Raw genomic sequence first — 14,343 nt, 5'->3', positions numbered from 1 at the left:
GCGGGTGCTGGCGCAGGGGCTGGGGCGGGTGCTGGGGCGGGGGCTGGTGCGGGTGCGGGTGCTGGCGCAGGGGCTGGGGCGGGGGCAGGGGCTGGTGCTGGTGCTGGTGCTGGTGCGGGGGCTGGTGCTGGTGCTGGTGCTGGTGCGGGGGCTGGTGCTGGTGTCGGTGCTGGCGCTGGTGTCGGCGCTGGTGCTGGCGATACTGAAGAAGCCGTAATGTTAATTTGCGTCGGCTGTACTATCTGAGGGCTGGGGCTGAAATAACCTCCCTGTGTAATAACATTTTCCTTCTTTGGACCCCCAGTGGCAATGCTGCCAGCAGTACCGTTGAGTTTGTTATAGTCGGGCCCGACGCTGAAAAGAGTGTTCGAGGCTTCGCCACCGTGGCGAATGGTGATATCTCCAGCATTAGCGCTACCAGTAGTGGATGCGCTAATGCTGCAAGCTTGCGACAAGCAGTTGTTATCGTTTGTGAAAGTGCCTGTTGCTCGGAAATAACCGCCGGCTGTAATGTCAATATCTCCTCCGGCTGTTCGGCCTTCGGTGTTGATATGGGTTACTTCAATGTCGTTGCGGGCGTTGAGGGTGACTGCGCCGCCTTGTTTTTCTTCGGAGTTGGCGTCTATGAACCCTGTTTGAATGCTGCTTGAGGGTGCTGCAATACTAACGTCTCCGGCGTTGCTGTTTTTGTCGATCGACCTTGCGTTGATATTGCCTGTTTCTACTTTTCCTGTACGGCTGGTGACGGTGATGTTGCCGCCTGCGGTGGTGTCGGAGTGGGAGTCGAGATCGACAGTCCTAATGTCGCCACTAGCTTCTAGGGCGATCGCGCCGCCTTGGGAACTCGTCAGGTTTCCGCTGGCTGCAATGGTGTTGGCTGCTTGAATTTCGATCGCCCGAGCGTTTGCATCTTTTACTGCAACGTCCCCCGCAGCTACTGCTCGGTTAGACGCCGTGAGTACCACTTCACCGCTGGCATTGAGGCCGATCCCTGTAGCGTTTGTTTCACCGATGCCTGTGAGCAGTTCGGGCAAGGATGCGATCGGCAATGTCGAAGCTGTCGCGCTGGATGTTCGAGTGCTGCTCGTCCCCGAGGGCGGCTCGATTTCCAAACTCAGCAAATTGCCTCGCTGGCTGACGCGCACTAAATTTGTCCCGGAGACTGATGCTACGGTAATTTGACCGCCTGGGGCCGCAAGGCTGCCTGTGCTGACAACGGTGCCGCCGAGCAAGGTTAAGTTCTGCCCTGACTTAACTGCTAAGTCTGCCGTGCTGATAATTGCCCCTGCTCGATCGGCTCCAAAAGCAAAGGAACTGGGCGCGCCTGTCAGAGATGTGTAGGCGCTAGTACCGACAGCGTTAAACGAGTTTGAACCAAATCCAATAGCGGTGGCGGTCGTTGCTGTGAAAGAAGCCGGCACGTTTAAGCTGGCACTGTTGCCAAATATGATGCCGGATGGATTCATCAGAAACAAGTTAGAATTGCCGCCGGTTACTTGAATTAAGCCGTTAATAATCGAGGGTTTACCGCCGCCTATGCCCGCTAAAATGTTGCGAATGTTGGGGTTTGATATAAAGTTGGCAATCTGATTTTGCGACAAGCCGAATTCTGTAAAACTGTGGAAAAGATTTGCTTTATCGCTCGATAATTGCCCGCCTTGAATATCGAAGCGAGTTTGCTGCCCAGGAGTTCCGCTTTGGGGTTCGCTAGTGACTGTTGTGTTCGTTCCCTCCGCCGCTGGAACAATAGTTTGACCTTCGGCTTTTGCTTGCAAAAAGTAAAGATTTATCAAGATAATTGGCAGAGAAACTGCCAGTTTGCTTATTCTTTTTTTAGACAGACATCTCGCCTGTATTTGAATATTTTTGGCGGTTTCCATAGGTTTTTAATGGGTAAAATATATACACATAAATTAGGTAAAAAAACCTAGTTTCTCTGAAAATTTGGGGTTAAAGACTGTATATTGATGAAGCTACCGGGTTTCGGACTGCAAGTGCGTTCCAGACTCACTTTCCCAACTCACTGAGGAAAATTTCCCTGTAAAATTTGCCTCTGCATTTGCAATTCCCCGAGCGTATCTTCTGCACAATCTAAATATAACTCGCAATGCCTAGAATCTGTATCTTCCCGATGACATATAAAAAAATTGGCTTTCCTTGACGCACTGCGACGCCGAGAAACCTGTTTTTTTATGTTAGTGAGAGTGTGAACGAAGTATGGCGGTTAAAAAAATCGGTTTTTGCGCTCTGGACTGACCGGGAAAAATGCCGGAAAAAAACCTTTCCTTTCCTTTGATAAAAAACAAAAAAAGCCGGCTCTACAATTGCCGACAATTACGGTTATGAAAGAAATAAGAAGTCCTGGACGCAACGGGTACATAAAGTGTAGGGTGCGTCAGAAACGGTCGATTGCTTCTTCATTCCTGGACGCAGAAACCCAGCTTTTTTACGAAAACACTTAGTTGCAGTCCAAGGCTTAAAAAACTCGGTTGCTTTGGTATTCCTAGACGCAGGGCTGCATAGAAACCGGGTTTTTTAACGAAAATAATTCGTTGCAGCCCACAGAAACGATAAAAAAACCCGGTTTCTTTAGTGCGTATGCGTAAGTCTTGTTCTTGCTTCTTGCTTCTTGCTTCTGGCGGCTGCCTTTCGGTTTTAATTTGTTGCCCTGTTGCTGTTTAATGGGCTCTCCAGGCGGATTTGTTGAACTATTTAAGAGTTAGTTGGGAGAAGTTTGGACGGTGGGCGAGGGACTTGGTGAAGCAGGGCTCGGTGAAGCAGGGCGCGGTGAAGCAAGACTCCGTGAAGGATTTGCAGGAGGAGTGGATTGGGTGGATTTTTTGAGGCCGACAAAAGCGTCGTAACGGGTGGTACGATCGCCAATGACGGCGGCTGTAACGCCGATCGACCGCGTGGCGTCTATCCACATTTTTTGGTTGGGAGGAAACTCCGGCAAAGCTAGGTTTTTCGGGTTAAACGCACTCTCGGTGTCGATGAAGAAATTGCCGTTGTGGGGTTTAAGTTGTGATCGTACTGTTTTCTGGAACAGTTCGCTGCTTAAAAGCGGACTTTTCGGTGCCGGAACGATCGCATCAACCACTGGAGCTCCTACTGTCATAAACGCTACATCGTTCATCCAGCCGCGAGTTACCGTAATCCCTCCAAACGGCGATGTCCATTTTGTCGCAGGTTTGCCGCCGACTTGAATTTCCTCAACTCTAAACCCTTTAGTTTTCATCGTTTCATCAAGCTGTTTCAGAGATTTGTCGGCTGCGCCCCGGTTGTTTGTTTCCACCATAAATACAAATCCGGCAGCAAATTTGTCTTTGGGATTCTGTGCGGGGGCTGGTATTAATGATAGAGAAAATTCTCCCCCCATCCAGTTCATCAAGTCTTTATCTAAATCCATGCCCGTAGTGGATTTTAAACCTGTGCGCAAAACTTGGGGATTAATCGGGGAAACCGGGTTCGCCTCGGCTCCCAATACATAGTCTTGCCACAAACGCTGCAAGTTGCCGCCGGATACCATCATTATGGTATTGCTTGGCAGGCGATTAACCATTTTTAGAGCATTGTTTTCTACTGCTATCCTTCTGGTAGAATCTGGTTTTAGCCAAGAGACTGATTTGAAGGCAATTCCTTCTGCATCCAGCGTCGCTGTGGTGGCAAATCCCTGATTTTGTTGCAGTTTTTCGAGGCTTTCTGGCGAAATTTCGCGAACTGAGTTGGCGGCGGCATAGGCGGCGGCAACGGGCATATTGACGTAGATTTGACCGAAGGCGCCCGGACTTTTTATTTTGTCTATGGCGTCTGCATAGCCAGGGGTTTTTGCTAGGGAAGGTTCGCCTTTGTAGGTGTCGATTATTCTGTCTGTAGCGCTAGAATCTGTGGTGACTGCTAGATAGCTTGTGCCGAGTACCGCGACTGAGAAATTGCGATCGGGTACGCCTTGAGTTTCTGTGACTTGGACGCCTTTATAATTACGCTCAACTATTTTTCCTTGGCTGAGAGGCCTGGGTTTTGTTAATAATTCTTTGGCTTTGATCGGGTTGGCAATTGGCAGGATAATTGCCACTGACTGTTGAATAGGCGGAGATGGGGGCGCGTTGGGTGCTGGCGGGGGGGCTGGTATAGCTATTTTGTTGCGGAGAAAGGCTACCATTGCTGTGTTACCCACCCAGGGTTGAATGTCTTCCTGGTAGGCGTAGCCGTTGCTGGTGAGGAGGCGATCGCGCATTTCGCTTAAAAACCTCTCAAACGAAGCTTTTGACTCCGGCGTGCCAAATTCTCGCAGTCTATTCCACTGCGATTCATCGGTGCTGATGGATAGGGCCATCATCGTATCTTGCGGGACAACGGTTGCCCCCGCCGGCAAATCTTTGGCGGGCCCACGGGAGAGGACGAGGTAGTAGGTGACAAAGCCTAAACCGATCAGAAGTGTGGCGGCTCCGATCGTAAACAGCAGGGAAGATTTATCTTTCTTAAACATTATTCGTAAGGTTCTGGTGCTCGCAACATGATAGATTATTTTCTTGGCTCATGTAACAGATACATTAGCAGATACACTTAACCGGGCAAATCTAGGAAAGTTGACTGTTGACTGTTGGCTGTTGACTGTTGACTGTTGACTGTGAGGCTAAAAACAGAAAATTGTGCTTATATTTGGTGGCAGATTGAAGGAGACTTTACCAGAACGATGCTACCGGATTTGATATAAGTCCGTGTAAGGAAACCCAACACAAAAAATGTGTCAAGACTTTTGTGAAATGGTATTAACTGAATCAGTTTCTGGCCTTAAAGTCTTTAAAGATAGTTTGAAACGAGTACATCAGTCGGTGGACATCGTTTGTGGCTCTAGGAAAAATGTTGAGTTCCCATTTTTTGCGAGCAGTAGTTAGCAGTTTTGCTATGGGTTGGGAGTAACTGTTAGAAATGAAATAGCTGCCGCCTTCGTAGCGAATGTCTGACGCTAAGCCGATAAAAGCACCAGCCATTTCTAGTTTGAGTTCCGAGGTGCTGTGTTCCGATTTTACTGCTAAAATTACCTGCGAGTGCCGGGGTTCGCGGTTGAGCAAGCGGCAGATATTCGCTTCTTTTTGGTACAAAATTAACACGTTACAGTTGTGCAAAACTCCGGCTCTACCTTGCACTTTTACTCCTAGGTGAACTTCCAAAGCTGGTTTGTCGGGAAATTCCACAACAGCATGAGTGTATGGATGTGCAGTGCCGTGGATTTTTCCCGCTGTTTTTCTAAATGTTAAATATTTCGGTGTTTCGTCGTCTAAAACATTGTTGTAATAAATAGTACCGCCTTCATTAGCAACAGCTTTTAGCAGAATAGTGAAGAGGTAAGTATCAAAAATTCTGGATTGTTCTGCCGCTGTATTAAAATCGGGATCGATCGAGCTTTTTAATTTGCTTTTAATTTCGGAATTTATGGCGTAGTTGCTCGGCCCGGAAGGCAGTTTTTCGAGCAAGTGCTTGAGGGCGATCGCCTGTTTGTGACGGGGGGCTGTGACGCTGGAGGTAAACTCGATTGTTTTGGCAGTTTCGGCACCTGAATTGGCAAAGGTAATTTTTGTGCCGAGGGGAGAGGTTTCTGATTCTACTTTCAAGAAATAAGCAATTTCGTCTTCCATTTCGGAAGTGTTCACCGTCGCTTGTTCGACAGCATCAATTAATAGCAAAAGTTGTTCTTTTGCGGTATAATCTTCTATCTTGAGCAGGGGTGTTTTTCGTTTGAGCGATCGCTCTTCAATTACTTTGCCTATCTCTACAGTATCCGCTACTTGTTGAACTACCCAACCCAAATTAAACTCATTCAGAATTGCCGCCAGTTCTTGATAGAGTTTGGCGTACTCGATCTCGTCCATAATTGTTTCTGCGCTGCATACTATTCTGATTATACAAGCTGATTTGATTTTTTGGTCAATGGCTGGTGAGCAACTGCGCAGATTGGCTGTGATGGCGGATTGGCGGAGTGTTTGAGTGTCCGAGTCGGGAAAATCTTTCTCTTCCCTGACCATCCATCCGTTACATCGGTTAAATCCCGTACACTGCTGGTTGCCGAACTTGCTGCTGCTTGAGAGAGACAATTGGGAGTAAGCTATTCTACGACATTTGTAGCGATCGAACTATGGCAACTATCAACGACAACTACCTCAAACTCAAAGCTGGCTACCTGTTTCCCGAGATTGGGCGCAGGGTGAAAGCCTTTGCAGAGGCGAATCCCGAAGCGCCCATCATCCGGCTGGGGATTGGCGACGTAACTGAACCGCTACCGGCTGCTTGTCGGGAGGCGATGGTGAAGGCGGTGGAAGACATGGGCTCGCGGGATACCTTTAAAGGATACGGCCCGGAACAAGGTTATGAGTGGCTGCGGGAGAAAATTGCCGAGCACGATTTCAAGTCGCGGGGATGCGATGTTGATGCTTCGGAAATCTTTATTTCTGATGGTTCTAAGTGCGATTGTGGCAATATTCTCGATATATTTGGCAACAATAACACGATCGCAGTTACCGATCCAGTTTATCCGGTGTATGTAGACACTAACGTGATGGCTGGACACACCGGAGATGCGAACGAAAATGGCGAATACGGCGGCTTAGTTTACCTGCCAATTACAGCCGAAAACAATTTTACTGCCCAAATTCCCACCGACAAAAAAGTCGATTTAATTTACTTGTGTTTTCCGAATAACCCGACGGGGGCAACTGCAACTAAGGAACACTTGCAAGCTTGGGTAAATTATGCTAAAGCTAACGGTTCGATTATTTTCTTCGATGCGGCTTACGAAGCGTATATTACCGATCCGAGTTTACCGCATTCTATCTACGAAATTGAAGGGGCGCGGGATTGTGCGATCGAATTTCGTTCTTTTTCCAAAAATGCTGGTTTCACGGGTACTCGCTGTGCGCTAACAGTTGTACCGAAGACTTTGACTGGAAAAGCAGCAGATGGTTCCGATGTCGAAATTTGGAAGCTGTGGAACCGCCGCCAATCTACTAAGTTTAACGGCGTTTCTTACATCGTGCAGCGCGGTGCTGAGGCGGTTTATTCGGAGGCTGGCAAGGCACAAATTCAGGCGTTAGTCAATTTTTACATGGAAAATGCTGCGATTATTCGCGAGAAATTGACAGCGGCGGGAATCGAGGTTTTTGGTGGCGAAAATGCACCTTATGTGTGGGTAAAAACGCCTCACGGTTTGTCGAGTTGGGATTTCTTTCAGAAGTTGCTGGAAACTTGCAATGTGGTGGGAACTCCGGGTTCTGGTTTTGGTGCGGCGGGTGAGGGTTATTTCCGCATTTCGGCGTTTAATAGTCGGGAGAATGTGGAAGAGGCGATGAGACGGATTGTGGAGAAGTTTAAGGTTTAAAATCATCTTCTGCTTAAACTGAAAGGCCCCCAGTCCGCCAGGGAATGAATTCCCTGGCTAATAGCTAAAGTCCTCTGAAGAGGACTAATGAGTTCTTCAGTCCTCTTCAGAGGACTTTAGCTTTGAGACAGGGGTTTCAACCCCTGGCGGACTGCCGGAATCAGCGAAAAAGCATTAATTTAATATGTTGTGGAACAGGCCGGAAAGCCTGTTCATGAAAATAGTAAAAAATGTGAGTTATAATCTAAAATGATTGTGGCTCAGGGTTTAAATAAAAAATGCAACCCAACACCAGGAGTTTATTATGCACTTGCTACGAGTTCAAGTTCCTGACTTTCGCGGTTTAAAGGACATTGACATCACTTTTGAAAAAGATTTTTTTCCTAAAATTTTTCCGCTGGGAAGTCAAAATGGCGGCGGGAAAAGTACGCTGTTGCAGTTAATTTTTGTGTTGCTGCACTGTTCTGTGGATGACGATAAAAAACCATTTTTACAAAACTTGATTCAAGGATTTAAAGTGGCTGATGGAGAAGATAAAAAAAACTTAGCAATTATTGATATTTGGAATGGGGAAAAAATAGTTCAAATTATTTTTTTTGCTTGCAAAAATTCTTTCCTCAAAAAGTCCGCGTCTTTAAATGTTAAAATTAAAAATACAGAAGATATCACTTTTTATCCTGTAACACAATTTAAAGGAATGGAAAAGCAAATTGCCGATTTAGAAGCAGTAAATAAGAGCTTAACACTGAGTAGTCATCGATTAGATACAATCAAAAACATTGAAGACAATGAACAAAGGTTTGACACGGCTAAAAAAGAATTTATGTGGATTCAACAATTGGTATCAAATTCAAGAGTTTCAGCATTAATATCTGTTGTCAACTCCAAAAAAAATGTATCTATTAAAGAAATTGAAAGGTTTCAAGACGAAATAAAATACAGACTACAAGAAGTTGAAAATAATCTAAATAATTTGAAAAGTACCTATGGAAGCTGTGAGGAAGTTTGGGAAAAGATCATTGAACATTTAACAGAAAAAAATATGACATATATATGTAACTATTCAAGTGGAAAAAATTCAAATGATCAGCAAAATGAAGCTTTACTCTGTAATTTAAGTAATATAGATAGGAAAGAAACCAACGATTTTTTAAACAGACTTTCAGAGAAAATATTCTTAGCAGCTCCCTCCACACAAGTTTTTCTATTCCTAGATAGATCTGCTAGAGAACTATTATTTAAAAGTCATAGTCAGACAAATGAGCATTATTTCGATAAAATTCAAAAATCAAAATCTCAATTAAAAGGATTTTTTACTTATGACTTCCTGGATGTAGATTTACTCATTGAAGCCTTTAAAGCTGCTATAGATAAAGATATTAAAGAAGCTAGAGAAACACGTAAATATGGTAACAGCTATCAAACCTTAGTAAATGAATTAAGCTTTTTATTAAGCTGTAAAACAATAAATATTGACAAAGACCTTTCGGGAGTAAATTTAAAATTAGAGAAAAATGGTGAAACTATAGAACTATATCCCGAAGATTTAAGTCACGGCGAACTAAAAAGACTCAGCATTTATCTATGGCTCAAGTTCCGCAACATAGAAGATGCTATTGTTTTGATGGATGAAATTGAAATAGCTTTTCATCCAGATTGGCAATATCAAATTATATCAGACCTCAAAGAGTGGACTCCCAGCAATCAATATATTCTAGCAACTCACTCCTACGCATTGTGTGAAGCTTTGACACCAGCTCACGTTAAAGAAATCGAGCCAAAACTGCTCAAACAACAATCTAATATTACAAATGAGTCTTAATCCAGAACAGCTAAAACAACATTGTGAGGCAATTCTTCAATCTCCCAGAATTAACAACAGAATTGTGGTGCTATGCGAAGGCCCTATTTCCGATATCGAGGGTAGGCGATCGCCTCAAGCTTATAAAAAAATGGAGGAAATGCCGGATGCCAACTTTTATAAGGCTTGCGTTCCGAGATGGTGGAGAGAAAAGCTGCCACAATTTTTCAACTGTGGCGATCGCGCAAGTGTAATAAATACTTATTTGAAGCTTTTAAAATTACACGAACAGGATACCACTAACTCGAATTTAGAGCCCGATCGACTTTTTGCAATGATAGATTTGGACTTGCACCTGCAAAAGATTGATGATTACTTTTTTCCCGATACAGAAGCAATTTTTTGCAATCTTTACGAAAAATCGGAGGTGCGATCGCAAAATGCAGCACTACACCGGATATGGATTACAGGTTTGATTCATAAAGAAGCATATTTTATCACACCTGAGCTTCAATCAATATTTGATGATTATCCTAATTATCCCATGTATCAGGATAATCCTGTTCAACTGAATAGTATTTATATGGATATGGCTGATAAAATTAGTAGCGATCCAGACTTGAAGAATAACCTTAACATACAGAGAGCGCTCGATCGCATAAATCATTGTTTAAATTGTACAGATTTAGATAAATTACAAGATTCATGGAAAACTGAGTTTAAAAATACGTCTGATGAAACACGGAAGCATCAGTTAATTAGGGCTTTGCTCACAATTAAAAAAGTTAAGAATGAGAAACAACCTGAGCATGATTATTGGGAAAAAATTAAGCCACCCGTTGACTGGAGTGGGAATGAGAAAGTATTTAGAGAGCAACTCTCGTTAGAAATTGGGAGATTTTACTCAAAGCAAAGTAGCGATGTTAAGTCTCATATTCCTTTTTTTTTCAAAACATTGTATGATTTCGTTTATTTAAATAAAACGCCTCAATTATAATATTCCATTTTCTATCCATCAGAATCGCTAGGAAAACCAAATTGGTCTGGTAATTCAGCAGAGGTAATTTGCAGAATCTCTAGCAACTTCTTGTATTGAACAGGCGTTAGCTTCGGCACCGATCGCCCGGATTCCCAGTTCCTTACCGTCGCTTCTGTAACGCCAAGTGCTTCTGCTAGCTGCTTTTGAGTCATAAACCGCTGAACTCTCAGTCGCATTAGGGGCGATCGCTCGGCTCTTTCTGAGATTTCCATAGGCTATTTGTTACTTTATGTTAAATAATGCACGGTTTTATTAAATACGTTGACGTATACCGTTATTTAATTTACGCTTATAGCAAGAGAGATTAGACAGCACCAGCTAAGCCACTTGTGCTGTAGGGGAATTGCTGTCTTTTCTTCAACTTGTTATTGTACGCGGTTTTACCGTTACAAAGCATCAAACCTATCCAAATTATTGGTCAAAGCTATGTTGCAAGATTCATCATCGAACCAAACATCGCCGAATGTTTTAACCAACCAAACCTTTGAGGGCGATCGCGAAGCAGTCCGTCACGTCATCATCGGTTCGCCACTGGGGGTACGGCGAACGATCCACCAACTGCACGCATTGCGCTACGAGGAAGCTGTTCGTTGGACTCATCCGATCGCCATTCCCGACAACCGCATCATTATTACACCCGATCAGGGAGAAATCATGAGTCTGTTAGTCAAGTTAATCCGGCTGCAATGAAGTCATAAATGTGCGATCGATGTTTCTAGGATTGAGTCAAAAGTGCGATCGCGAATCTCTTCTCGTTGCCTGTGCTAAACTCAACAGATATATCGAAAAACTCTTATGGGGTAGGCATCCTGCCTGCCCTTGGCACAAAGTTAACAACTAGCTCGCAATTCAGCTTATGATTGTTATCACTCCCGTCCTAAAACCCGTTAGCCAAATAACGCTTTCTCCCGGTAGTGTCGTAACTATTCCCAATATAAGTTGGCTGGAATTCGAGTCGATTTTGCAGGAATTAGGGGAAAAACGAAGAACCAGAATTGCCTACAGCAACAGTACCTTAGAAATCATGGTTCCCTTACTAGATCGAGAAATTCCGAAAGATTTAATTTCCGATATTGTAAAACATTTACTGAAGTCTGCGGGCAGAAGATATGAACCCTTTGGTTCTACTACTTTTAAACGGAAAGGTGCAGCAGGAGTTGAACCTGATGCTTGCTTTTATATTCTAAATTATCAGCGGATGATTGGCCGCCGCCGACTTTTACCGGACGATCCGCCGCCCGATTTGGCAATTGAGACGGATGTTACTTCTAAAACTAAGATCGATGCCTATAAAATTATTGGAGTTCCAGAAGTCTGGGTTTACGACAGCGGCAGACTTCGCATTTATTTGCTGCAAGATGGAGAGTATGTAGAATCGGATATTAGTCCGAATTTTCCAGAAATCGCGATCGCCCAACTGATTCCTGCTACAGTGGAACGTGCTTGGCAGGTTGGAAATTTGCAAGCGCTAGAAGAATTTGAAAGTGCGATCCTCTCCGAGGGCTTCGCTAACGACTAAACTCCTAGGATGCGTTACGCGCTTCGCACTTCGCATCCCAAAAATTACACACTTACTGCCAAATTATCAACCCCTAAAGGTCGATAAATTGTATCTCTTTGCTGATAACTCCGCCCCAAAGAACTAATTGCATTTTGCAAATCTTGGACAGATTGACAACTGCCGCCAACCGCACCGGCCATCGTTGTAATGTGCTCTTCCATCAATGTACCGCCGATGTCGTTGCAGCCCCATTTCAGCGCTTCTGTAGCTCCATCTAAACCTAATTTCACCCAACTCGGCTGGTGATTGGAAATCAAATTTCCCAAGAAGATTCTCGATACTGCGGTGAGTAACAAGGTATCTGCTAAAACTGGTTGGTCGCGGCCGACTCGACTGCGCAAAGGTGCCGGTGCTTCTTGCCCGACAAATGGCAATAAAATAAATTCTGTGATGCGTGCTGGATAGTTTTGGTCGATCGCAGTTTGTTGGAGCGATCGCACTTTTTCTAAATGCAAAACCTGCTGTTCGGCTGTCTCAATATGCCCGCAAAGCATCGTACTCGTTGTCGGCAAACCCAGACTGTGAGCAGTTTCCACAATTTCCAGCCAAGTTGCCGAATTTAGTTTTTCCGGGCAAATCACCCGTCGCACAGAATCGTCGAGAACTTCCGCCGCGGTTCCCGGCATCGAACCGACTCCCGCATCCTGCAAAGCCGAAATTACATAGCTGAAACTAAGATTATCTTCTCTGGCAATAAACTCTATTTCTTGGGGCGAAAAAGCGTGCAAGTGCAACTGAGGAAACTTATCCTTAATAGTTTTCACCAATTGCAGATAATAAGGCAAAAATGCGCCGTTGAGCTTAGCTTGAAGATTTAAGCCTCCCTGCATACAAATTTCCGTTGCATCCCGCTGCACTGCATCAGTTGCCTTTTCCTGAATTTGGGCTGCATCTAACCAAAAAGCGCCCTCATCTCCCTCGTCGCGGCGGAATGCACAGAAACTGCAATGCTGCTCGCAAATGTTAGTAAAGTTAATATTCCGATTGATAACGTAGGTGACAGTATCCCCTGATTGTCGGCGGCGGAGCAAATCAGCGGTTGTTTGAATAGAAGCTCGCGCATCGGGATCTCTTTGCTGCAAAAGTACCAAGGCCTCTGCGGAAGAGATGTTATAACCTTGTAAAGCTCGATCGAGAATTGCATCCACAGTTTTCTTTTACACTCAACTACATAATTACTGACTAGAATAAAGACATTTTTATATTTTAACAATCAATTATAGAGGAACGATATTTTAAAATCTCAAGTAATACCACACCATCCTTGACTTTCTGGGAACTGAAATTATGGGCATCTACCAAGAAAATCAGGTCTTGCCAGTGCCGTCTGGGCCTTTGCAAATTCCTGCTTTACAGACTTTCGGTTCAACTTTTATACAGGCGCGCACACCGGGAATTTATTTGTCCCTCGTCATTCCCACCTACAACGAGTGCAAGAATATCAAGAGTATTGTGGAACAATTGACTCAATTGCTCGATGGCATCATTCCCGGCGACTATGAATTAATTGTAGTCGATGACGACAGCCCCGATCGCACCTGGGAAGTCGCCCTGTCCCTGACACCGGAATATCCGCAATTGCGGGTGATGCGCCGGGAAGAAGAGCGGGGACTTTCCACAGCGGTAATTCGCGGGTGGCAGGCGGCTCGGGGCGAGGTTTTGGGCGTCATCGATGCCGACTTGCAGCATCCCCCGGAGACGCTGTTGCAGCTTTTAGCAGAAATTCAGCGGGGAGCCGATTTGGCCGCTGCGAGCCGCCACGTTGGCGAGGGCGGGGTGAGCGACTGGAGCATTGTCAGGCGATTTTTATCGCGTGGCGCTCAGACTTTAGGATTGCTGATCCTGCCGGGAGTCGTGGGCCGAGTTTCCGATCCGATGAGCGGGTATTTTATGATACGTCGCAGTTGCATAGCCGGCAAAATCATGAATCCTGCCGGTTACAAAATATTGATTGAAGTGCTCGCTAGGGGGGAAATCCGCTGGATTGGAGAAGTTGGTTACGTGTTTCAGGAGCGGCAAGAAGGCGAGAGCAAAGTTACTTGGAAACAGTATATTGAGTATTTGCGGCATTTGCTCAGATTGCGCTTTGCCCGCTGGCCGGTGGGCCGATTCCTGCGGTTTGGCGCGGTTGGTTTCAGCGGCGTGTTTGTGGATATGGGAGTTTTTTACCTGCTGCGGACTGTCCTCGGTTTGGGGCTGACTCGCAGTGCAATCTTTTCTGCTGAAGTGGCAATTATCAATAATTTTTTGTGGAACGATTTGTGGACTTTTCGCGATATTTCTAAGCGGCAGCCTGGAAAGCGCCAGGGCTTGAAACGGCTGTTGAAATTTAATGCGATTTGTTTGATCGGCTTGATGATGAATGTGCTGCTGGTGAATGTGCTGTTTAATGTTTTTAAGGTAAACGAATATTTGGCTAAGTTAATTGCGATCGCAACTGTGACTCTGTGGAATTTCTGGATCAATATGAAGCTGAGTTGGCGGGTGACGGACGTTCAAAAATAGTTGGGAGTTTGGTGAGTTGTTAGTTGTTATTGGAACTGACAACTCACCGCTGCAAACTGCAA

General features: G+C 45.0%; 11 protein-coding genes. 6 read left to right on the top strand and 5 right to left on the bottom strand.

The features are described 5' to 3' along the window. The 3 genes from QUA54_RS23155 to QUA54_RS23145 all read right to left on the bottom strand — a co-directional run. Positions 1-1,880 (bottom strand): two-partner secretion domain-containing protein (locus QUA54_RS23155; RefSeq protein ID WP_333416463.1); only part of this gene is annotated, 1,880 nt, incomplete at its 3' end. Positions 1,881-2,719: 839 nt separating this feature from the next. After that, positions 2,720-4,489, bottom strand: a complete 1,770-nt coding sequence (locus QUA54_RS23150) for a DUF3352 domain-containing protein (protein WP_333416462.1) — start codon at positions 4,487-4,489, stop codon at positions 2,720-2,722. 292 nt (positions 4,490-4,781) lie between these two features. Beyond that, the gene (locus QUA54_RS23145; RefSeq protein WP_333416461.1) at positions 4,782-6,095 is read right to left on the bottom strand and encodes a hypothetical protein; all 1,314 of its coding nucleotides are present in this window, start codon (positions 6,093-6,095) and stop codon (positions 4,782-4,784) included. Between the two features lie 41 nt (positions 6,096-6,136). Here QUA54_RS23145 and QUA54_RS23140 point away from each other — a divergent pair, with 41 nt between their 5' ends. From QUA54_RS23140 to QUA54_RS23130, 3 genes are all read left to right on the top strand, one after another. Next, the gene (locus tag QUA54_RS23140; RefSeq protein WP_333416460.1) at positions 6,137-7,375 is read left to right on the top strand and encodes an LL-diaminopimelate aminotransferase; all 1,239 of its coding nucleotides are present in this window, start codon (positions 6,137-6,139) and stop codon (positions 7,373-7,375) included. 304 nt (positions 7,376-7,679) lie between these two features. Next, positions 7,680-9,197: an AAA family ATPase gene (locus QUA54_RS23135; protein WP_333416459.1), complete on the top strand. Its 1,518-nt coding sequence runs from the start codon at positions 7,680-7,682 to the stop codon at positions 9,195-9,197. Positions 9,198-9,327: 130 nt separating this feature from the next. Next, entirely contained in the window at positions 9,328-10,173 is an 846-nt protein-coding gene (locus QUA54_RS23130) for a hypothetical protein (protein WP_333416458.1), read from the top strand. A gap of 11 nt (positions 10,174-10,184) precedes the next feature. Here the strand turns inward: QUA54_RS23130 and QUA54_RS23125 are convergent, their stop codons facing one another. After that, positions 10,185-10,427 carry a helix-turn-helix transcriptional regulator gene (locus tag QUA54_RS23125; protein WP_333416457.1) on the bottom strand — a complete coding sequence of 81 codons (243 nt, stop codon included), beginning with the start codon at positions 10,425-10,427 and terminating at the stop codon, positions 10,185-10,187. 214 nt (positions 10,428-10,641) lie between these two features. On the opposite strand from QUA54_RS23125, the gene QUA54_RS23120 reads away from it, so the two are divergent. Further along, positions 10,642-10,905: a hypothetical protein gene (locus QUA54_RS23120; RefSeq protein WP_172186722.1), complete on the top strand. Its 264-nt coding sequence runs from the start codon at positions 10,642-10,644 to the stop codon at positions 10,903-10,905. A 166-nt stretch (positions 10,906-11,071) separates the two neighbouring features. Beyond that, positions 11,072-11,734: a Uma2 family endonuclease gene (locus tag QUA54_RS23115; RefSeq protein WP_333416456.1), complete on the top strand. Its 663-nt coding sequence runs from the start codon at positions 11,072-11,074 to the stop codon at positions 11,732-11,734. 44 nt (positions 11,735-11,778) lie between these two features. Here QUA54_RS23115 and cofH read toward each other — a convergent pair whose 3' ends face one another. Next, entirely contained in the window at positions 11,779-12,924 is a 1,146-nt protein-coding gene (gene cofH, locus QUA54_RS23110; RefSeq protein ID WP_333416455.1) for a 7,8-didemethyl-8-hydroxy-5-deazariboflavin synthase subunit CofH, read from the bottom strand. A 139-nt stretch (positions 12,925-13,063) separates the two neighbouring features. On the opposite strand from cofH, the gene QUA54_RS23105 reads away from it, so the two are divergent. Further along, on the top strand, positions 13,064-14,281 hold the full coding sequence (locus QUA54_RS23105; RefSeq protein ID WP_333184303.1) for a glycosyltransferase: 1,218 nt from the start codon (positions 13,064-13,066) through the stop codon (positions 14,279-14,281). The last annotated feature ends 62 nt before the right edge of the window (positions 14,282-14,343 follow it).

The sequence above is a fragment of the Microcoleus sp. MOSTC5 genome (assembly GCF_036701825.1).
GTDB lineage: Bacteria > Cyanobacteriota > Cyanobacteriia > Cyanobacteriales > Microcoleaceae > Microcoleus > Microcoleus asticus.
This window is presented reverse-complemented; position numbering and strand designations above follow the sequence as displayed.